At 76.0% G+C, this 19606-nt stretch carries 17 protein-coding genes and 1 pseudogene; 9 read left to right on the top strand and 9 right to left on the bottom strand.

All coding sequences use genetic code 11. From position 1 onward, the window contains the following. Positions 1 to 20 precede the first annotated feature (20 nt). The 5 genes from IEY94_RS12665 to IEY94_RS12645 all read right to left on the bottom strand — a co-directional run bounded on the left by IEY94_RS12665 (position 21) and on the right by IEY94_RS12645 (position 5451). Positions 21 to 848 carry a carbohydrate ABC transporter permease gene (locus IEY94_RS12665; protein ID WP_229783761.1) on the bottom strand — a complete coding sequence of 276 codons (828 nt, stop codon included), beginning with the start codon at positions 846 to 848 and terminating at the stop codon, positions 21 to 23. Then, the gene (locus IEY94_RS12660) at positions 845 to 1810 is read right to left on the bottom strand and encodes a carbohydrate ABC transporter permease (protein ID WP_189170350.1); all 966 of its coding nucleotides are present in this window, start codon (positions 1808 to 1810) and stop codon (positions 845 to 847) included. The genes IEY94_RS12665 and IEY94_RS12660 overlap by 4 nt, the downstream gene beginning before the upstream one ends. A gap of 35 nt (positions 1811 to 1845) precedes the next feature. After that, positions 1846 to 3135: a sugar ABC transporter substrate-binding protein gene (locus IEY94_RS12655; protein WP_229783759.1), complete on the bottom strand. Its 1290-nt coding sequence runs from the start codon at positions 3133 to 3135 to the stop codon at positions 1846 to 1848. A gap of 85 nt (positions 3136 to 3220) precedes the next feature. Further along, positions 3221 to 4648, bottom strand: coding sequence for a glycoside hydrolase family 3 N-terminal domain-containing protein (locus IEY94_RS12650; RefSeq protein ID WP_189170348.1), 1428 nt, complete (start codon positions 4646 to 4648; stop codon positions 3221 to 3223). Further along, complete coding sequence (locus IEY94_RS12645) at positions 4645 to 5451, bottom strand: GntR family transcriptional regulator (protein WP_229783757.1); 807 nt, start codon at positions 5449 to 5451, stop codon at positions 4645 to 4647. The genes IEY94_RS12650 and IEY94_RS12645 overlap by 4 nt, the downstream gene beginning before the upstream one ends. 204 nt (positions 5452 to 5655) lie before the next feature. Between IEY94_RS12645 and IEY94_RS12640 the strand changes: the two genes are divergently transcribed. The 6 genes and pseudogenes from IEY94_RS12640 to IEY94_RS24510 form a co-directional block, all read left to right on the top strand. Further along, on the top strand, positions 5656 to 6201 hold the full coding sequence (locus IEY94_RS12640) for an SRPBCC family protein (protein WP_229783753.1): 546 nt from the start codon (positions 5656 to 5658) through the stop codon (positions 6199 to 6201). A gap of 40 nt (positions 6202 to 6241) precedes the next feature. Then, complete coding sequence (locus tag IEY94_RS12635; protein WP_189170346.1) at positions 6242 to 6607, top strand: nuclear transport factor 2 family protein; 366 nt, start codon at positions 6242 to 6244, stop codon at positions 6605 to 6607. Positions 6608 to 6673: 66 nt separating this feature from the next. Continuing rightward, a complete protein-coding gene (locus tag IEY94_RS12630) occupies positions 6674 to 8071 on the top strand; it encodes a selenium-binding protein SBP56-related protein (protein ID WP_189170345.1) in 1398 nt (465 codons plus the stop codon). Positions 8072 to 8159: 88 nt separating this feature from the next. Further along, positions 8160 to 8792 (top strand): hypothetical protein, encoded by a 633-nt coding sequence (locus tag IEY94_RS12625; RefSeq protein ID WP_189170344.1) that lies wholly within the window; start codon positions 8160 to 8162, stop codon positions 8790 to 8792. 87 nt (positions 8793 to 8879) lie between these two features. Then, entirely contained in the window at positions 8880 to 9962 is a 1083-nt protein-coding gene (locus IEY94_RS12620) for a helix-turn-helix domain-containing protein (protein ID WP_189170343.1), read from the top strand. Between the two features lie 139 nt (positions 9963 to 10101). After that, positions 10102 to 10386 (top strand): annotated as a pseudogene (locus IEY94_RS24510) (hypothetical protein); the annotation flags it as partial. A gap of 144 nt (positions 10387 to 10530) precedes the next feature. Here IEY94_RS24510 and IEY94_RS12615 read toward each other — a convergent pair. Beyond that, positions 10531 to 12204, bottom strand: coding sequence for a flavin monoamine oxidase family protein (locus IEY94_RS12615; protein WP_189170342.1), 1674 nt, complete (start codon positions 12202 to 12204; stop codon positions 10531 to 10533). A 213-nt stretch (positions 12205 to 12417) separates the two neighbouring features. On the opposite strand from IEY94_RS12615, the gene IEY94_RS24300 reads away from it, so the two are divergent. After that, positions 12418 to 12549 carry a putative leader peptide gene (locus tag IEY94_RS24300; protein ID WP_373291273.1) on the top strand — a complete coding sequence of 44 codons (132 nt, stop codon included), beginning with the start codon at positions 12418 to 12420 and terminating at the stop codon, positions 12547 to 12549. A 169-nt stretch (positions 12550 to 12718) separates the two neighbouring features. Further along, a complete protein-coding gene (locus tag IEY94_RS12610) occupies positions 12719 to 13960 on the top strand; it encodes a TauD/TfdA dioxygenase family protein (RefSeq protein WP_229783751.1) in 1242 nt (413 codons plus the stop codon). A gap of 88 nt (positions 13961 to 14048) precedes the next feature. Here the strand turns inward: IEY94_RS12610 and IEY94_RS12605 are convergent, their stop codons facing one another. Continuing rightward, complete coding sequence (locus IEY94_RS12605) at positions 14049 to 15050, bottom strand: phosphotransferase enzyme family protein (protein WP_189170341.1); 1002 nt, start codon at positions 15048 to 15050, stop codon at positions 14049 to 14051. Positions 15051 to 15436: 386 nt separating this feature from the next. Here IEY94_RS12605 and IEY94_RS12600 point away from each other — a divergent pair, with 386 nt between their 5' ends. After that, a complete protein-coding gene (locus IEY94_RS12600; RefSeq protein ID WP_189170340.1) occupies positions 15437 to 16987 on the top strand; it encodes a M4 family metallopeptidase in 1551 nt (516 codons plus the stop codon). 55 nt (positions 16988 to 17042) lie between these two features. Here the strand turns inward: IEY94_RS12600 and IEY94_RS12595 are convergent, their stop codons facing one another. Then, complete coding sequence (locus IEY94_RS12595; RefSeq protein WP_189170339.1) at positions 17043 to 17969, bottom strand: M23 family metallopeptidase; 927 nt, start codon at positions 17967 to 17969, stop codon at positions 17043 to 17045. A 167-nt stretch (positions 17970 to 18136) separates the two neighbouring features. Beyond that, on the bottom strand, positions 18137 to 19486 hold the full coding sequence (locus IEY94_RS12590; protein WP_189170338.1) for a dihydrolipoyl dehydrogenase family protein: 1350 nt from the start codon (positions 19484 to 19486) through the stop codon (positions 18137 to 18139). Positions 19487 to 19606 lie beyond the last annotated feature (120 nt).

Genomic DNA, 19606 nt, shown 5'->3' with positions numbered 1-19606 from the left:
CAGCGCGCCGGGCGCGGCCGTCACTTGACCGCCCCCGCTGTGAGGCCGCCGACCATCCGCCGCTGCACCACCACGAAGAAGATCAGCACCGGTACGGTGAACAGCACGGATGCCGCCATGGTCGCCCCCCAGTCGTTGCCGAACGCGGTCCGGAAGCTCGCCAGCCACACGGGCAGCGTGTAGTGCTGGTCGTCGCGCATGAAGACGAAGGCGTACAGGTACTCGTTCCACGCGGTGATGAAACCGAAGATCGACGTGGCCACCAGGCCGGGCCCGAGCAGCGGCAGGACGACCCGGCGGAACGCCTGGAACCGGGTGCAGCCGTCGACCAGCGCCGCCTCCTCCAGCTCGGCCGGGACCGCGGCGACGAACCCGCGCAGCGTCCAGATGGTGAACGGCAGCACCGAGACGAAGTAGACGCAGACCAGCGCCGGCAGCCTGTTCAGCAGGTCGAACTGCCGGAAGGCGAGGAAGTACGGGATGAACAGCGCCTCGAACGGCGCCATCTGCACCGCCAGGATCAGCAGCAGGTACGCCCTGCGCCCGCGGAACCGCATCCGGGCCGCGGCCACCGAGGCGAGCAGCGCGACCACCAGGGCCAGGCCGACCGCGGCGAGGGTGACGAGCAGGCTGTTGCGCACGTACGTCCAGAAGAACGGCCGGTCCAGCGCGGTGGCGAAGTTCTCCCAGGTCGGGCGCGCGGGGAACCACTGCGGCGGGTTGGTCTGGGCGTCCACGTTGGGCTTGATCGCCGTGCTGAGCATCCAGTACACGGGGAACGCGTACAGGACGGCGACGACGAGCCCGCCGAGCGTGGCGAGGGCGCGGGACCGGATCCGGCGGGTCAATCGAACTCCGTCCGTAGCATGCGGCGCAGGTAGAACACGAGGCAGACGGCGAGGATCAGCACCATCAGGACGGCGCCGGCGGCGGCCGGGCCGAAGGAGCTGGACGCGATGCCGAGGTCGTACAGGTACACGGGCAGGGTGACCGTCTGCCCGTCCGGGCCGCCCTGGCGCACCGCCCAGACCTGGGTGAACACCTTGAAGTCCCAGATCGCGGACAGGAACGTCAGTACGGTCAGGATCGGCCGGATCATCGGCACGGTGATCGACCGGAACGTGCGCCACGGGCCGGCGCCGTCCATCCGCGCCGCCTCGTACAGCTCGCCCGGCACGGCCAGCAGCCCGGCCTGGACGGTCAGCGCGACGAACGGGGTGGCCTGCCAGACGATGATCGCGGTGATCACGCCGAACGTGGACAGCCCGGTGGCGAACCAGTCGTGCCCGGTGAAGTCCCACGGGGTGACCGCGGTCAGCACGTGGTTGAGCACCCCGTACGTCGAGTCGAACAGCCACTGCCAGAGCACCGTCGCGGTGACGATCGGGACGGCCCAGGCCAGCACCAGGCTGGTCGAGACGACCAGCCGCATCGCCCGGCCGAGCCGGACCAGCAGCAGGCCGATCGCGGTACCGCAGATCATCGTCAGCGCGACGTTGGCCAGGGTGAACGCGAGCGTCCGGCCGACGACGGTCCAGAAGCCGGGCTCGGCGAGGATCTCCGCGTAGTTGGCCAGGCCCACCCAGACCGTGCGCCGGGTGATCAGCTCGGCCAGCCCGAGCTGCTGGACGGAGATCCGCAGCAGCAGCCAGACCGGGTACCCGAACAGCGCCCCGATCGCCACCAGGCTCGGCAGCACCAGCAGGTACGGCCAGGGCTGCCCGCCCCGGCTGCGTGGCCGGCGGCGCCGGGCGGCGCTACGATCCGGCAGCAGTGGGGCGGCAGCGGAGGGAGTCCTGGTCGCACCCATCGTCCGGTCCCCCCTCCGCTGCCGGTCCATCCGGCTCAGCGACCGGCCAGCTTCGCGGTGATCGCGTCGCTGGCCTGCTTGCTGGCCTTGGTCACTTCGGTGCCGCGCAGCACCTTCGTCAGTGCGTCCTTGATCGGGTTGGTGCCGGCCTCGACCGCGGCCCACGCCGGCACGGGCGGGGTGACCCGGCCGCCGGTGGCGGCCGCCTCGGCCATCACGGTCGCCGCCTGGTTGTCGCCGAACACCGAGTCGCCGAGGTTGGTCAGCGCCGGCACGACGCCGCCCGCGGCGAGCTTGGTCTGGTACTTCTCGGACAGGATCAGCGCCAGCCAGTCCTTGGCCTCCTTGGCGGCGTCGCTGCCCGCGGCGACCGCCAGGTTGGAGCCGCCGAGGAACACCGGGGCGGGCTTGCCGTCCGGGCCGGGGATCGGGAACGCGCCGATCTTGTCCGCCAGCTTCGGGTCGCCGCCCTTGGCCGCCGTGGCGGTGGCGATCTCCCAGGGCAGGCCGACGAACATGCCCACCCTGCCCTTGGCGAAGACCGTCGCCTGCTGGGGGTTGGCCTCGTCCTGGTCGACCGGGCCCTTGGAGAGCTTCTCGTACAGTCGGGCGTAGTCCCGGAAGCCCTCCTGCGCCTCGGGCGAGTCCAGCGTGCCCTTCCAGGTGCCGCCGGACTCCCGCGCGACGTCGCCGCCGCGGGCCCAGACGAGGCTGAGCAGGGTGTACCAGGACTGGCCGGGCAGGTACAGCGCCTGGAAGTCCTTGCCGCCGTTCTCCGCCTGGAGCTTCTCGCCCGCGGTGAGCAGCTCGTCGAGGGACCTCGGCGTCTCCTTGATGCCGGCCTTCCTGAACAGGTCCTTGCGGTACACGACGATCCGGTTCGCGGCGTAGAACGGCGTCGCGTACGTCTTGCCGCCCTTCTCGCCGGTGGCCGCGAGCCCCTGGAGCCAGTGGGCGCCGCCGAGGGCCTCCCTGTCGGCGGTCAGGTCGGCCAGCGCGCCCGCGGTGACGAACTTGGGCGCCTGGGTGTTGCCCAGCTCCACGATGTCCGGCGGGTCGTTGCTGGCCAGGGCGGTGGTGAGCTTGTCCTGGATGCCGTCCCACTGCTGCACCTGGAAGTCCACCGCGACGCCGGGGTGCTTGTCGGTGAACTCCTTGTTCAGCTCGGTGATCAGCGCCGCGGGCGCGGACCCGGTCATCAGCCAGACGGTCAGCTTGCCGGGGCCCTTGTTCTGCTCACCCGCGTCACCGCCGCAGCCGGACAGCGTGCCCGCCGCCACCGTGGCTGTCGCCACCGCCGCGGTCAGTGCTCCACGAACACCCACGTGCTCCTCCGTTCCCGCTGGCCAACCCTGGTGGTCCATACCGGTCCAGTCCTGGCGGGGACTCTGACACAGGCCGGCATCGACGTCAAGTGATGCGCCCCGCGAGCACCTCGGCGGCCGCCCGGAGATTGGGGCGCGCCGCACCCCCCACCAGGACGTACGGGTCCGCCAGCGCGTCGGGTCGGGGCAGGCCGACGTCCACGAGGATCGCGTCCGGCCGGGCCGCGCGCAGCGCCGCCCAGTCGGCCGGGCGGGTGCGCGGCACGTCCCGGCCGAGCACCACCAGGGGCCGGTCGTCCGGCGGGACCACGCCCGCGTACGCGAGCCGGCGCACCGGGGCCAGGCCCAGCTCGGCCAGCGGCCCGGCCAGGTCCCAGGGCACGTCGCCGACCGCGAGGTTGCCGCCCGCGCGCAGCTCGACCAGCACCGGCGCGGCCCGCAGCGGGGCCACCCCGCGGGCCAGCACGGCCCGCCGGGCGGCGGCCCGCAGATCCGCCGGCGAGGCCGCCGGCACCGGGTCGCCGGGCGGGTGCCCGCGCAGTCCCGCCACCCGCTCGGCCGCCTCGGCGAGCCGGGCGCGCGGTAGCGCGCCGTCGGCAGCGGCGTCGGCGATGGCCGCCCGGACCGTCCGGTACATCCGATAGGCGTCTTCGTGCCCCAGGCAGATCGCGTCCGCCCCGGCGGCCAGCGCGGCCACCGCCGCGGCCGGCGCGCCGACCCCGTCGCGGATCGCGCCCATGTCCAGCGCGTCGGTGATCACCACCCCGGCGAAGCCCAGCTCGCCGCGCAGCACGTCGGTGAGCAGCCGCCGGCTCAGCGTCGCCGGCACGCCCGGCTCGACCGCCGGGAGCACCAGGTGGGCGGTCATCACCGCCCGCACCCCCGCGGCGATGGCCGCGGCGAACGGCGGCAGGTGCGCCGCCCGCCAGCGCGCGGCGTCGCCGCCGACCACCGGCAGCCCGTGGTGCGAGTCCACCCTGGTGTCGCCGTGGCCGGGGAAGTGCTTGGCGCAGGCCGCCACCCCGCGCGACTGGAGCCCGCGCACCCAGGCGGCCCCGTGCCGGGCCACCAGGTCCGGGTCGGCGCCGAACGAGCGGACGCCGATCACCGGGTTCAGCGGGTCCACGTTGACGTCCACGTCCGGCGCCAGGTCGAAGCCGACACCCGCGGCGGCCAGCTCCGCGCCGATCGCCGCGGCCACCGCCGCGGTCAGCCCGGGGTCGTCCAGCCGGCCCAGCACGTGGTTGCCGGGGGTGGTCGCGCCGCCGCGGTAGTGCAGCCGGGTGACGTCGCCGCCCTCCTCGTCCACCGCCACCAGCACGTCGGCGTCGGCCCGCAGCTCCGCGGCCAGCCGGGCCACGTCGCCGTCGCGGCGCAGGTTCCGGCCGTACAGCACGACGCCGCCCAGCCCCGGCGCGGCGCGCCGGACCCAGGGCGGCGGGGTGCGCCCGGCGAAGCCGGGGAACAGGCACCGGTCGGCCAGCGCGAGCAGGGCCGACCGGGACCCGGTCACGTCCGCTCGGGCGCCATGTCCAGCGACGCCCGCAGTTGGTACCGGTCGGCCCGGTACGTGGACACCGCGTACTCGACCGCCACCGAGCCGGCCCAGCAGCGGCGCTGGAGCTGGAGCACCGCGCTGCCCTCGGCCAGCCCGAGGAGCTGGGCGTCCCCGGCGTCGGCCACGCCGGCGCCGATCACCTGCTCGCCCCGGTCCAGGACGAGCCCGTACGCGCTGCCGAGGAGCTGGTACAGCGACTGGTTCTCCAGCGGCCGGTGCAGCAGGTCCGGGGCCAGCGCGGCCGGCAGGTGCGAGCGCTCGATCGCCATCGGCACCCCGTCGGCGGTCCGCAGCCGCTCGACGACGTGCACCTCCGCGCCGGGGCCCAGCCCCAGCTCGCGGGCGACCGCGGCGGGCGCGGGCGAGGTGCGGCGACCCAGGTCCAGCGAGCCCGGCCGCATCCCGCGGGCGTTCATGTCCTCGGTGAACGAGGTCAGCCGGAGCGGGATGTCGATCTTCGGCCGGGCGACGAAGGTCCCCCGCCCCTGGACCCGGTACAACCGGCCCTCGGAGACGAGGTGCTCGATGGCCTGCCGGGCGGTCATCCGGGACAGCCCGTACCGGGTGGCCAGCTCGCGCTCGCTCGGCACGGGGGCGTCCACCGCCAGCTCCCGCTCGATGAGGTCGAGCAGGATTTCCCGGAGCTGGTAGTACTTCGGCACCGGGCTGCGGGCGTCGATGTCGGTGTTGGCGGTGGTCAGGGTCGCCTCCTCGGCCGGTGACGGTGGCTCGGTCCGGACTAGACCATGTTCCCGCACCCGAGGTCAAGAGGGGTGCCGCTGCCGCGGGGACGGGTGGGCCCGGCCGGACGGGGACGGCCCGTCAGGTGTCTGTTACGAGTAATAAGCAGCGATTCGCCGGCAAGTGGTGCCCCGGCGCTCGCGCGCTCCGGGAGGCCGGCCGGTCGCCGTTGTCCGACATACTGGCAGCCGGCCGGATCGTCCAGCGACACGGGAGAGAACGTGACCGATCTGACGGACTTCGCAGTGGCCGACGAAACGCCCGTCGCCGCGGACATCGACCGGGTGTGGGCGCTGGTCAGCGACATCGCCCTGCCCACCCGGTTCAGCCCCGAGCTGCGCCGGGTCGAATGGCTCGACGGCGCGGCCGGGCCGGTGCCGGGGGCGCGGTTCGCGGGGTACAACAGCCACCCGCGGCTGGGCGACTGGCGGACGGTCTGCGAGATCGTCGCGTGCGCCCCGCCGCGGGAGTTCGGGTGGGCGGTGCTGGCGTACGACGGCAGGTACGCCGGCCCGGGCAGCGACGTGCCGCAGCGGCGGGTGCTCTGGCACTTCACGCTGGCCCCGGCCGCGGCCGACGGCGCACCGGGCGGCGGGACGGCGCTCGGGCTGGGGATGCGGCTGACCGGCGCGCAGTCCGGGCTGCACGCGGCCGTCGACCGCGCGCCCGAGCGCACCGCGGAGATCGTCGCCTGGCGCCGGGCGTCCCTGCGCGACAGCATCGCCGCCACGCTGGCGGGCATCCGGGACCTCGCCGAGCGGGGCTGAGGCGGCCCGCGGTGTCGGGGGTGCGTGGTGGGGTGGGGGCATGTCGAGGAACAAGCAGGTCGTCGAGCGGTACCTGGACGGGTTCCGCAGGGGCGACCACGCGCAGATCCTGTCCTGCCTCACCGACGACGTCGAGTGGACGGTGTTCGGACACTTCCACCTGGCCGGCAAGGCCGCGTACGACGGGGCGATCGAGAGCCCCGGCTTCGCCGGGCCGCCGGAGCTGACCGTGGTCCGGCTGGTCGAGGAGGGCGACGTCGTGATGGCCGAGCTGACCGGCACGGCCACCCGGGACACCGGCGAGGTGCTCCGGATGTCCATGGCCGAGGTGTTCGTCCTGCGCGACGGGCTGATCGCCGAGCGCCGCGCGTGGGTCATCAACCTGGCGGAGAACGCGTACCGCTGACCAGCGGTTCCACTTCTCCTACATGATCAGTAGGATAGCTGTTCCCGTGTGCCCGAGGAGGCGGCAGTGACCAGGTGGACCCCCGACCCGACCTTCTACGCCTCGCCCCGGGACGCGGCCGCCGCCCCGCCGGAGACCCTGGCGTACGTGGCGGCCTTCGACCGCTCCGGCGACCGGCCCGACGCCATCGCCGTCGTGGACGTCGACCCCGACTCCGCCGCGTACGGCGAGGTCGTCGGCTGGACCGACCTGGCCACCCGGGGCGACGAGATCCACCACTTCGGCTGGAACGCGTGCAGCAGCGCGCTGTGCCCGACCGCCCCGCACCCGCACGTCGAGCGGCGGTACCTGATCGTCCCCGGCCTGCGCTCGTCCCGGATCCACGTCCTCGACGTCAAGGGCGACCCGCGCAGGCCCGAGGTGGTCAAGGTGCTGCCGGCCGAGGAGCTGGCCGCCGCCGGGTACTCCCGCCCGCACACCGTGCACTGCGGACCCGACGGCATCTACGTCTCCGCGCTCGGCGGCGCCGGCGGCGCCGAGGGCCCGGGCGGCATCGCGGTGCTCGACCACACCACGTTCGCGGTGCGCGGGGCGTGGGAGGCCGACCGCGGGCCGCAGTACCTGGCGTACGACTTCTGGTGGCACCTCACCCGCGACGTCCTGGTCACGTCCGAGTGGGGCACGCCGTCGATGATCGAGGACGGCGTCGTCGGCGAGCTGCTGCTCGGCCGGCAGTACGGCCACCGGCTGCACTTCTGGGACCTGCGCACCCGCAGGCACGTCCAGGAGGTCGACCTCGGCGACCGGTACCAGATGGCCCTCGAACTGCGCCCCGCCCACGACCCGACGAAGGAGTACGGCTTCCTCGGCGTCGTGGTCGACGTCGAGACGCTGGCCGCCTCGGTCTGGGTGTGGCACCGCGACGGCGACCGGTACGCGGCCACCAAGGTGATCGAGATCCCGGCCGAGCCCGCCGACGCCGACCGGCTGCCCGAGCTGCTGCGCCCGTTCGGCGCGGTCCCGCCGCTGGTCACCGATATCGACCTGTCCGTCGACGACCGGACCCTGTACGTCTCCTGCTGGGGCACCGGGGAGCTGCGCCGGTACGACGTCACCGACCCGTTCGCGCCCGTGCTCACCGGCTCGGTCCGGCTGGGCGGCATCGACCGGCGCGCCCCGCACCCGGCCCGCCCCGAGCTGCCGCTGGCCGGCGGCCCGCAGATGGTCGAGGTCAGCCGCGACGGCCGCCGGGTGTACGTGACGAACTCGCTGTACGGCGCCTGGGACGACCAGTTCTACCCCGACGGCGTCGGCGCCTGGCAGGCCAAGCTGGACTCCACCGACGCCGGCTTCACCCTCGACCGGCGCTTCTTCCCGCACGGCGACGCCTTCCGCGGCCGCCGGGTGCACCAGACCCGGCTGCTCGGCGGCGACGCCTCCTCCGACTCGTACTGCTACCCGTGACCGCGGCGCGGAGGCCACCCGTTGCCGCGGCGCGGAGGCCACCCGCGGCCGCCGTGCGGACGTCAGGGGCCGGCGCCGGGGGCCTGCCGTGACCGCCGGACAGCTCGCCACGCTGGCGGCGCTCGGCGCGTTCCACGGGCTCAACCCGGCGATGGGCTGGCTGTTCGCGGTCGCCCGGGCGCTCCAGGAGGGCCGCCGGTCGGCCCTGCTGACCACCCTGCCGGCCATCGCCCTCGGCCACGCCGCGGCCGTCGCGGCGGTCGCCACGCTCGTCGGCGCCGGGCGGTCGGCCGGGGCGGGGACGGCCCTGGCCGTCGTCGGCGGGGTGGCGCTGGTCGGGTACGGGCTGTGGCGGCTGCTGTCCGAACGGCACTTCCGCTGGGCCGGCATGCGGCTGCCCTGGACGCACGTGGTCGGCTGGTCGTTCCTCGTCTCGTCGGTGCACGGCGCCGGGCTGATGCTGCTGCCGGTCCTGGTCCGGACGCCGGTGCCGGCCGGGCACGCGCACGGGGTGGCGGCGGTGCCGGGCGGGGCGCTGGCGGGGCTGGCGGCGGCCGGGGTGCACACGGCGGCGATGCTGGTCGTGGCGGCGGCGCTGGCGTGGATGGTGTACGAGGTGGTCGGGGTGGGGGTGCTGCGGCGGGCCTGGTTCAACCTGGACCGAATGTGGGCGGGCGTCCTCGTCGCCGCCGGCGTCCTCACCCTGGCCACCGCGCTGTAGGCCGACCGGCTCGACCGGGGCCGGTGTCGGATGTCGGACAGCCGCCGACCGCTGACTCCGGCGCCGCCGGTGTGCGATTATCGCACCATGGTGCAGGACTGGGACTGGCCCGACATCGGCGAACAGGTACGGCGCCTGCGCCGGACCGCCGGGCTGTCCCAGGAGGCGCTGGGCGAGCGGGTCGACCTGGACCGCACCATGATCGCGAAGATCGAGCGGGGCAGCCGCCGGATCGACGCGCTGGAGCTGACGAAGTTCGCCCGCGCGCTCGGCGTGCCCCTGCACCGACTCCTCACGCCGCCCCCGCCGGTGCTGTCCCGGCGCGGCGCGGCGCTCGTGGACGAGGCGTCCGCCAGCGGGCGGGCCACGGACCGGCTCGACGGCGCGCTGCAGGACTGGCTCGCGGACGTGCGCCAGGCGCATGCCTGGGGCGGCTGGCGGCTGGCCCCCCTCCACCGGTACCCGCACCCCGTCGCCGCCGAGGACGACGCCCGCGCCGCCGCGCGCTGGCTCCGGGGGCGGCTGGACCTCGGCACCGGGCCCATCGACTCGCTGATGGCGGTCTGCGAGCGCGCCGGCCAGCAGGTCCTCGTGGTCGACCTGCCGGGCGACGGCGCGTCCCTGGTGGACGGCGACCTCGCCGTGGGCGTGGTGAGCGCCGCGGGCGACCCCGGCCGGCGGCGAGCCACCGGCGCGCACGAACTCGGGCACCTCGTCATCGGCGACGAGTACTCCAGCGACCCCGGCGTGAACGCCTCCCGGGACCGCCGCGAGGCCATCATCGACGCCTTCGCGGCCGAGCTGCTCCTGCCGGTCGAGGCGCTGGGCGCCGACGCCACGCGGACGCGCGGCGGACTGATCGCGGTCGCCGCGACGTACCGCGTCTCGTGGTCGCTGGCGCTGAACCAGGCGCGGCGCACGGGCCTCGCCGACGCGACCCAGCGGCGCTGGGCCCAGCCGGCGCCCAGCCGGGCGGAGTTCCTGGACGCCGTCGGTTGGGCGCCGCAGCCCGACCTCGCCGCGATCCGGGTACCGCCCGGTTACGCCGCCACCGTGCTGCGGGCGCTGCACGACGCCCGGATCAGCCGGGTCCGGGCCGCGGAGATGCTGCACGGGGAGGTCGGGCTGGACGACCTCCCGGACGACGGCACGCTCGACCCGGCACCGTGACCCCGCCCGCTCGGCGCCGCTCCGCCGGTCGGAGCGCGGCCGCCGGGGCACGGGTGCTCGTCCTCGACGCCACCTGCCTGATCCACTTCGCGCGGGCGGACCGACCCGACGTGCTCGGCGACTGGCTCGCCGATGACCAGTGCTGGACCACGGACGTCGTCCGGGCCGAGATCAGGGCCGGACTCCCCGGGCACCCCGCCATGCAGCGGTCCTCGACGCCACCTGGCTCGGCGTGGCGCCGCTCGACGAACTCGGGCAGATCCGCGCGTTCGTCGAGTGGACCCGCCGGGTCGGCGCCGGCGACCGCAACCTCGGCGAGGCCAGCGTGCTGGCGTACGCCGGGACCAGGCCGGCGATCGCGATCATCGACGACCGCGCGGCCGTCGCGGTCGGCCGCCGGCACGGCGTCGAGGTGCACGGCTCGCTCTGGCTTGTCGCCGGGCGCTGGCGGCCGACCGGCTCACCGAGGCCGGCGCCACGAACCTCGTCGACGCGCTCGTCCACACCGGAATGCGGCTGCCCTGCACCGGCGCGACCTTCGGCGCGTGGGCCCGCCGGCACGGGCTGCTCAGCCGCCGGTGAGGGCGCGGGCGTCCGGGGCGTGCCGGACCGTCGGGGGCGCGGTCCGCTCCTGCCCGCCGAGCTGCCCCAGCACGTACTCCGCCGACATCATCGCCCCCTCCTGCCACCCCGGCAGCGGCGACACCTGGTCGCCGATGACGAAGAACCGGCCGTCCGGGGCGAGCAGCCGGCCGTACGCCAGCCGGTGCTCCGGGGTGTCCCGCCAGTCGGCCCAGCCGCCCGCCTGGTACGGCACCCTGTGCCAGGCGATCGTCACGCCGCGGTCGGTCGGCACGACGGACTCGTCGGTGAACTCCGGGTGCAGCCGGGCCGCCGCGGCCCGGGCCGCGCGCAGCCGCTCGGCCACGCTCAGCTCGCCGAAGGCGGTCGCCTTCTCGTACCGGTTGTACGCGCCGGTCAGCGTCCCCGAGCCGGTGAAGTAGTCGTTCGACGGGTACCAGACCTGGTCGATCGGGTCGTCGATCCACGAGATGCCGCCGTAGATCTGGTAGTCGTCGGACTCCCAGAACCGGCGGTTCGCCTGCCAGCCGACCTTGCAGGTCGGCGCGAACCGGCAGGCCGCGACGGCCGCGGCGAAGCCCGGCGAGAAGTTCGCCGGGATGGTGGCGAGCACCGGCAGCGGGATGTTCGACAGGCAGTGGTCGGCGCGGTGGGTGCTGGTGCTGCCGTTCTGCCGGACGGTCACCTCGACGCCGTCCGGCAGCAGGGTGATCCGGGTGGCCTCGGCGCCGTACTGGATCCGGCCGGGGAGCCGGCGGGTGAAGCCGTCCACGATCCGGTCCATGCCGCCGACCGGCTGGAACATCGTCGCCTGCCACAGGTGGTCGTCGCCGTGGAAGAACTGGTGCCGCCAGAAGCCGCCGCCCAGCAGGTCGGCCAGCAGCGCCGGTTCGTTCGGCTCCATCGTGCTGCGGACGGTCAGCGGGCGGCGCAGCCCGGCCCGGGTCGAGCCGCGGTACCGGCCGTCGGGCGCCAGGTCGCCGAAGGCGCCGAGCAGCTCGACGAGTTGGGCCTTCTCCCGCGGGTCGAGCTCGTCGTCCAGGGCACCCCGGCGCAGGGCCTTGACCAGCAGTTGCGCCACGTGGCCGCGGGTGTCGAAGTCGACCTGCCGGTGCGGCCGGGCGCGCCCGGCGAACCCGCGCGGCGACTGCCACAGGTTCGCCCGGGTCTGCATGACGTACGGCTCGAGCGGGACGTCCAGCTCCGCGCAGTAGCGCAGCGCGCGCCGGTGGTGGTGCGGCAGCCGGCCGGGGCCGAGGTTGAGGTACAGGCCCTCGTCGATCGCGCACGTCTGCCGGACGGTCCCGCCGGGCCCGGTCTCGGTGACGACCGTGCCGCGGCGGGCGGTGAGGTTGCGGCCGCCGGGGCGCTGCTGGGCCTCGAAGACGCGCACGCCGTACCCCAGCTCGGCCAGCTCGTACGCCGCGGTGAGGCCGGCGATGCCCGCGCCCAGCACGATGACGTCCCGGCCGGTGCCCGCCCGGGCGCGCGGCGGCGCGGCGGCGGCCGCGCCGGGCGGGACCAGGCCGGTCATCGCCGGCAGCAGGCCGGCCGACGCGCCGCCGACGACCGCGGCGGCGCGGAGCAGCTCCCGCCGGGAGGCGGCGGCGCCGGGGGCGGGCGGCGCGGCGGCGGGCGGCGGCGGGACGGATTCGGGCATGGCGGGCTCCCCCGGTGGACGGACGCGACGGCCCCTGCTACCCGCGCTGCGCCCGTCGAAAGGCCGCCGCGGCCGACCTGCCCGGCCGGGCGGGCGATGCTGCCCGTTCCGCCCGCGCACCGGGAATGATCCGACGTCAGACCGCGAGCGTCCCCTTCGGATCAGCACGAAACTCTACTTGACAGCTAGGAATTACTGGCGAATGATCGGTGCATGCCTCCCCTCCCCGGAACGACCGATCACCCCGTGGTCGACGATGTCGGGGCCGGCGCTCTGCACCGCGTACTGCGGCGGCACGTGGACCTGCTCCGCGTCGCCAGCTCGCTGTGTCCCCGCCGGTCCTGAGCCACTCCACCCGTCCGTACGGACGCATCCCGGGCGCCACTCGCGACCATTCCGCTTCGTGATTCCGCGCGCTTCCGCGCACCATTCCGCCATTCCCCGCCGAGCCGGCACAGCCGGTGGATCGGCGGGTGCGCAGTGTCCTCGTCCCCTCTCCCCGAGGAGCATCGCCATGACCGCGACCGTTCAACCCACCGCCACCGCCCCGACGACCGCCGCACCCGCCACCCCCGCGGACACCGCCCCGACCACACCAGCCGCCACCCGGGCCGACACCGCCGCGGCCACCGCAGCCGCCGCGGCCCCGGCCGAGGCCGCCCCCCGCGGGATCGCCGACGCCGCGGGCGGCGCCGGGCTGCGGGTCGAGCGGGTCGCCGGCCACATCGGCGCGGAGATCTCCGGCGTCGACCTGAACCGCCCGCTGTCCGACGAGGACGTGGCCGGCATCCGGGCCGCGCTGCTCGCGCACAAGGTGGTCTTCTTCCGCGGGCAGCACCTCGACCACGCGCGGCAGATCGCGTTCGCCCGGCGGTTCGGCGCGCTCACCCACGCCCACCCGCACGAGGACGCGGCGCCGCGGGAGCACCCGGAGATCCTGACGATCGACCCGCGCAGGTACGAGGAGCAGTACGGCATCGACCGCCGCGACCAGCACCGCCGGCAGTACAGCTACTACTCCGGCTGGCACACCGACGTCACCGCCGCGGTGAACCCGCCGGCCGCGTCGATCCTGCGGGCCGAGACGGTGCCGGAGTTCGGCGGCGACACCACCTGGACGAACCTGGTCGCGGCGTACCGCGGGCTGTCCGAGCCGCTGCGGGCGTTCGTGGACGGGCTGCGCGCCGAGCACCGGTTCCTGGCCGGGATCGACGCCTCGGACAACGCCAGGTACCGCGACCGGATCAACAAGAACCTGCTCGTCGCGGTCCACCCCGTCGTCCGGGTGCACCCGGAGACCGGGGAGCGGGCCCTGTTCGTCAACCCGGGCTTCACCAGCCGGATCGTGGGCCTGTCCGCGGTGGAGAGCCGGCAGGTGCTGGACCTGCTGTTCGGGCAGATCAGCCGGCCGGCGTACACGGTGCGGTTCCGCTGGCGGGCCGGGGACGTCGCGTTCTGGGACAACCGGGCGACCGCGCACCTGGCGCCGGAGGACCTGAGCGAGCTGGACGTGCCGCGCACCCTGCACCGGGTCACGCTGATCGGGGACCGCCCGGTCGGCCCGGACGGCCGCCGCTCCGACCTGATCGCCGGTACGGAGTTCACCGCCGACCGCGACCCCGCGGCCGACCCCGCCACCGCGGCCGCCACGGACCCGGCCGACCCGGCCGCGGCCGACCCGGCCACCGCGCCCCCGGCACCGGCGGACACCTCCCCGCCCGCCACGCCGACCCACCCGGCCCCGGGCCCCTCCTGACCGGAGCCGGAGCGGGGCCCGCGCCGCGCGCGGGCAGGTGCGGAACCCGAGCCGGGGTACCCCGTCCGAGCCGACGGGGTACCCCGGCTCAGGTCGACCGTCGCACCCCGGCCAGCACCGCCTCGACCTGCCGCGGCCCGGGGAGCAGGGCCAGGCCCTCGTCGATCTCCCGCTCCGCCCACGCCCGCTGCCCGGCCGGGCCCGCCGGGTCCAGCCACGCCCGCGCCTGGACGAGGAGGAAGTTCAGCCGGGTCGCCACCAGCATCGAGAAGTCCGCCGCCCCGCGGATCCGCCCCGGGCCGCCGGCCGCCGCATAGGCCGCGTACGCCGACCGCATGGCCGCGAGGTCCGGCCCGCCCGCGGGGCAGAACCAGTCGAACAGCACCCCGGCCAGTTCCCGGGCGGGCGCCGCCGGGCCGAGGTTGTCCCAGTCGACCACCACCGGCGTCCCCGACGGGTCCAGGAGCACGTTCTCCGGGTGCAGGTCCCGGTGGCACAGCAGCAGCCCCGCCGCCGGCACCGGGGTCGCCAGCGCCGCCACCTCCGCCACCGCCGGCAGCACCGCGGCCAGCCGCGCGCCCCACTCCGCCCGGGACCCCGCCACCGCGGCCCAGTCGGCCGGGTCCGGCGGGCGGTGGTACCAGGCGGCCGGCGCCGACCCGCCCGGCTCGGCCGCGGCCGGCGGCGCGCACCGGTGCAGCCGGGCGAGCAGCTCGCCGACCAGGGGCGGGGTCGCCGGGTCGGCCGGGTCGAGCGGCCGCAGGTCCACCCAGTCGTACAGGCGCAGCCAGCCGCCGCCGGGGGCCGTGAGCAGGTACCGCCCGGACCGGTCGGGGTGGCTCGCCGGCAGCCGGACGCCCGCGGCCGCGGCCCGCCGGGCGAGCGCCAGCTCGGCGGCCAGCCGGGCGGGCGTCGGCGGTTCGGCGAGGATCTCCTTGAGCGCGTACCGGGTGCCGCCGGCCGCGACCCGGTGGATGCGGCCGAGGGCGCCGCGCGGCCCCGGCGTGATCGCGGTGTCGGCGGGCCAGCCGTACGCCGCCCGCGCGTACGCGGCCAGCTCCGGCCGCAGGGCCGGCCCCTCCGGGTCCATCCGCCCAGTATGCGCCGCCGGCTTTCACAGCCGAGTCGCTGAACGCACGGGAACTTTCACACTTTGCGGATCATCTTCGGCTCAACAGAGCTGGTGAACGCCGGGGAGCTGGCGAAGTGAACGAGCCTGCGGCGCATAACTGTCAGCTCTTTCACACTCTGTGGTCCCGGTCACCCCCGGCCCCTGGCGGCGGGATCGATCGATGGTCTTCACTCCGGTACTCGGCTCGTCCGCGGCGGGGCACCCGCTCGCGGACGTACCGCGGCAGTTCCCCCCGGGTGCCGCGCGGTCGGCCACGGCCCGCCCGGCGCTCGCTGCCCCCGCCGGCGTGGAGCACCCGAACGCCCCGCATCGCCGGCGGGTCCGACCCCTCGAAGGAGCAGCCCGTGAAACGCAAGGTCGTGTGGGCCGCCGGGGCGGCCGTCGCCGTCACCGGGGCCGTCGCCCTCACCGCCCCCGCCGGGCACGCCGGCACCGACCCCGCGGCGACCCCGCGGGCGGCAGCGGCGCTGCGCGCCGCCGCCACGGCGGACCGCCTCCTCGCCGACGACCCGGCCCTGTTCCACCGCGCCGCCGCCGACGAGTTCGCCCAGCAGTCCAACGTCGCCGGCGGCGACCTGCAGTACGTCGCGTACGAGCGCACGCACCGCGGCCTGCCCGTCCTCGGCGGCGACGCCGTCGTCGTCACCGACGCCGCGGGCGCGCCGCTGAGCACGTGGGTGGCCCAGGACGCCGCGCTGGACCCGGGCTCGCTGACCCCGACCGTCCCGGCGGCGCGGGCGACCCGCATCGCCCGCGCCCAGCTCGGGAAGGTGGAGAGCGCCGAGGCGCCGCGGCTGGTGGTCGTCGCCGAGGGCGCCGGCCGGCTCGCGTACGAGGTGGTCGTCGCCGGCCGCGACAAGGCCGGCGCGCCGGCCAAGCTGCACGTCGTGCTGGACGCGCGGACCGGGCGGGTCATCGAGGACCGGGTCCGCAACGAGGTCGTGCACGCCACCGGCAACGGCGCGTACTACGGCAAGCAGGACCTCGGCGCCCTGTCCGCCGGCAAGCTGGTCGACCCGGCGCGGCCGGGCCTGCAGTGCGGCGGCCAGAACGGCTCGCCGTTCACCAGCTCCAGCGACAGCTACGGCAACGGCGGCGCGATGGACCTGCCCTCGGGCTGCGCCGACGTCATGTACGGCGCGCAGAAGCAGGACGCCATGCTCAAGGAGTGGCTGGGCCGCAAGGGGATCGACGGCAACGGCCGGTGGTTCCCGTCCCGGGTCGGGCTGCAGGAGGTCAACGCGTACTGGAACGGCCAGTACGCCACCTTCGGCAAGTCCCAGGACAACAAGCGCCAGCTCACGCCCATCGACGTCGTCGCGCACGAGTACGGCCACGGCCTGTTCGGCAACACCCCCGGCGGCGGCGGGTACCAGGGCGAGGTCGGCGGCATGAACGAGTCGGCCGGCGACATCTTCGGCGCGCTGACCGAGCACTACGCCAACCACGCGAACGACAAGCCGGACTACGAGGTCGGCGAGGCCGTCAACCTCGTGGGCAAGGGCCCGATCCGGTACATGTACGAGCCGTCCAAAGTGGGCGACCCGAACTGCATGTGGACCGGCAGCGCACCCGAGGTCCACAAGGGCGCCGGCCCGCAGAACCACTGGTTCTACCTGCTCGCCGAGGGCTCCAACCCGACCAACGGGCAGCCGAAGTCCCCGACCTGCAACAACAGCACCCTGACCGGCATCGGCATCCAGAAGGCCGGCCAGATCTTCATGGCCACGCTGAACCGCAAGACGTCGACCTGGTCGCACAGCCGGGCCCGGACCGCGTCGGTCGCGGCGGCCAAGGAGCTGTTCCCGACCGGCGGCGAGTGCGCGGCCGTGCAGAAGGCGTGGGACGCCGTCTCGGTCAAGAGCAGCGGCAACGAGTCCTGCCCCGCCGGCTGAGCCGGTACCGATCCAGCGGCCCGCCACCCCCGACCGGGGTGGCGGGCCGTTCGGGTCAGCGGACGGCGTCCGGGACCGGGCGGGCGCGGGTCGGCATGGTCGGGGCCGGCGGGCGGGTCGTGCGCAGGTGCTCGCCCGTCGGCGGCAGGCCCGCCAGCGGCCGCCCGTGGTCGCCGATCACGTCCGCGAGCCGGAACGGCAGCCCGGCCGCGACCTGCGGGTGGGCGTGGTCCATGAGTTGCAGGTGCAGGTGCGGCTCGCTGCTGTTGCCCGAGTTGCCGCACCCGCCGAGGACCGCGCCGGCCGCCACCCGCGCGCCCGGCCGGACGGTCAGCGAGCGCCGGCGCAGGTGGGCCAGGACGACGTACTCGCCGCCGCCGACGTCCAGCACGATGTGGTTGCCGAGCAGGAAGCGCGGCCCGAGCAGCTCGCGGACGACCCCCTCCACCAGCAGGTACACCAGGCCCGGCCAGCTCGCCCGGCAGCGGTGGTCGCGCTGCCCGTCCCGGACGGCGACGACGGTCCCCTCGGCCGGCGCGTACACCGGCTGCCCGAAGCCCGGCCGGGCGGACGGCGGTACGAAGCCGCCGGTCCAGCCGAACCGCGGCGGCGTCCGGTCGGCCGGGTCGAACACCAGGTCGACGGCGTGCGTCTGGCCGAGGCCGTGGGTGCCGTGGCTGGGGCGGCGGTTCGCCGGGCTGTTGACGGTCCGCCAGCGGCCGCGCACCGGGGCCGCGAGCGTCCGCGGCCGGACGGCGGGCGCGCCGGGCAGCAGCGTCGCGGCCATGACGACGGCGAGCGCGCCGATGCCGGCGTAGAACACCGCGCGCCCCACCTCCCCCACCGGCCCGTCCCGCCCCGCGACCACCGCGACGGCGCCGCCGAGCAGGGCGAACACGCTGACGTAGGTGAGCGCGCCGCGCAGCCGCGCGGCGATCCGGAACCAGGCCGGCGGGCGGTCGGGCGGGTCGGAACGGGGCATGGCGCACTCCTCTCCCGGGCGGCACACGGGGCCCGGCGGGCCGGCCACCGCCTCTTCCGGTACCCGCTCCGGGCGCCATGATGCGCACCCGCGCCGAACGCGGCCGGCGCCGGAACCGAGGGCGCAGCCGGTGCCGGCGGGCGGGTGCGGCCGGCGGGGCGGGTGGGTCAGGTCGGGCCGTCGCGGAGGGCGTCGGCGACCGCGCGGTGGAACGTGGGGTACGCGTGGATCATGCGCCGCAGCTCCGGCAGCGGCACCCGGGCGTGCACCGCGAGGGTCAGCAGCCCGAGCACCTCGCCGCCGGCCGGGCCGACCGAGGTGGCGCCGACCAGCACGTCGGCGTCCGCGTCGGCGACCAGCACGATCGTGCCGCTGTTGCCCGCGTGGTGCAGCCAGCCGCGGGCCGACTCGGGGACGCTGGCCCGGTACACCTGCACCGCCACCCCCTGCTGCGCCGCCGCGGCCGCGGTCAGGCCGACCGCCCCGACCTCGGGGTCGGTGAACGTCACCCGCGGCACCGCCCGGTACTCCGCCGGCGGGACCGGCTCGCCGAGCAGGTCCGCGGCGGCGATCCCGGCCTGGTACGTGGCCACGTGGGTGAACGCGCCCTTCCCGGTCACGTCGCCGATCGCCCACAGCCGCTCGCCCGCCCGCAGGCGGCCGTCCACCTCGACCGGCCCGTCGGTCTTCAGGCCGACGGTCTCCAGGCCGAGGCCGGCGGTGGCGTACGTGCGGCCGGCCGCGACGAGCAGCCGCTCGGCGGTGACGTCGCGGCCGTCGGCGGCCAGCGTGAACCGGCCGTCGGCGTGGGTGACCCGGTCGACGGACACCCCGCAGCGCACCCGCACCCCGTCGCGGGCGAGCGCCTCGGCGACCAGCAGCGCCGCCGCCGGCTCCTCGCCGGCCAGGACGGTCGACGCCGATTCGAGCACGGTCACCTCGGTGCCGAACCGGGCGTACGCCTGGGCCAGCTCGACCCCGACCGCGCCGCCGCCGAGCACGGCCAGCGAGGCCGGCGGGTGGTCGGCGTGGGTGGCCTCGTGGTTGGTCCAGTGCGGCGTGTCGGCGAGGCCGTCGATCGGCGGGATCGCGGCCCGGGTGCCGGTGGCCAGGACGACCCCGCGCGCGGCCCGGTACTCGCGGCCGTCGACCTCGACCACGCCGGGCCCGGCCAGCCGCGCCCGGCCGCGGACGAACACCCCGCCCTTGGCCTCGAACGCGCGGACCGCGGCGGCGTCGTCGCCGCCGGGCAGCACCTCGGTCCGGATGCGGTCGGCGACCCGGGCCCAGTCCGGCGTCACCTCGGCCCGGCCGGCGAGCGCGGGCAGCCGCTCGGCCTCGGCCAGCGCGTTGCCGGCGCGGACCATCATCTTGCTGGGCACGCACCCCCAGTTGGCGCACTCGCCGCCGATCCGGCCGGCCTCGACGCCGACCACCCGCAGGCCGGCGCGCAGCAGGTGCGCCGCCAGCTCCTCGCCCGCGGGCCCGAGCCCGACCACCACCACGTCCGCATCCATGCCGGAGTCCTTACCCCGCCGGGGCCTGCGGGTATGCGCCGCCGGGCGGGGCGGGCGTGAGTGCGCGCGGGGCGGGCGTGGGTGGGGCACGGGGCGGGCGCGGGAGCCGCGCGCCCCACC

The sequence above is a fragment of the Pilimelia anulata genome, from assembly GCF_014647895.1.
GTDB lineage: Bacteria > Actinomycetota > Actinomycetes > Mycobacteriales > Micromonosporaceae > Pilimelia > Pilimelia anulata.
This window is presented reverse-complemented; position numbering and strand designations above follow the sequence as displayed.

What these genes read in the sequence shown, in the direction of transcription:
- IEY94_RS12590 (WP_189170338.1), bottom strand. Translation starts at nt 19,486, where the DNA reads ATGGATGCGGACGTGGTGGTGGTCGGGCTCGGGCCCGCGGGCGAGGAG.
- IEY94_RS12660 (WP_189170350.1), bottom strand. Translation starts at nt 1,810, where the DNA reads ATGGGTGCGACCAGGACTCCCTCCGCTGCCGCCCCACTGCTGCCGGAT.
- IEY94_RS24300 (WP_373291273.1), top strand. Translation starts at nt 12,418, where the DNA reads ATGCCTCCCCTCCCCGGAACGACCGATCACCCCGTGGTCGACGATGTC.
- IEY94_RS12635 (WP_189170346.1), top strand. Translation starts at nt 6,242, where the DNA reads ATGTCGAGGAACAAGCAGGTCGTCGAGCGGTACCTGGACGGGTTCCGC.
- IEY94_RS12610 (WP_229783751.1), top strand. Translation starts at nt 12,719, where the DNA reads ATGACCGCGACCGTTCAACCCACCGCCACCGCCCCGACGACCGCCGCA.
- IEY94_RS12595 (WP_189170339.1), bottom strand. Translation starts at nt 17,969, where the DNA reads ATGCCCCGTTCCGACCCGCCCGACCGCCCGCCGGCCTGGTTCCGGATC.
- IEY94_RS12605 (WP_189170341.1), bottom strand. Translation starts at nt 15,050, where the DNA reads ATGGACCCGGAGGGGCCGGCCCTGCGGCCGGAGCTGGCCGCGTACGCG.
- IEY94_RS12620 (WP_189170343.1), top strand. Translation starts at nt 8,880, where the DNA reads ATGGTGCAGGACTGGGACTGGCCCGACATCGGCGAACAGGTACGGCGC.
- IEY94_RS12615 (WP_189170342.1), bottom strand. Translation starts at nt 12,204, where the DNA reads ATGCCCGAATCCGTCCCGCCGCCGCCCGCCGCCGCGCCGCCCGCCCCC.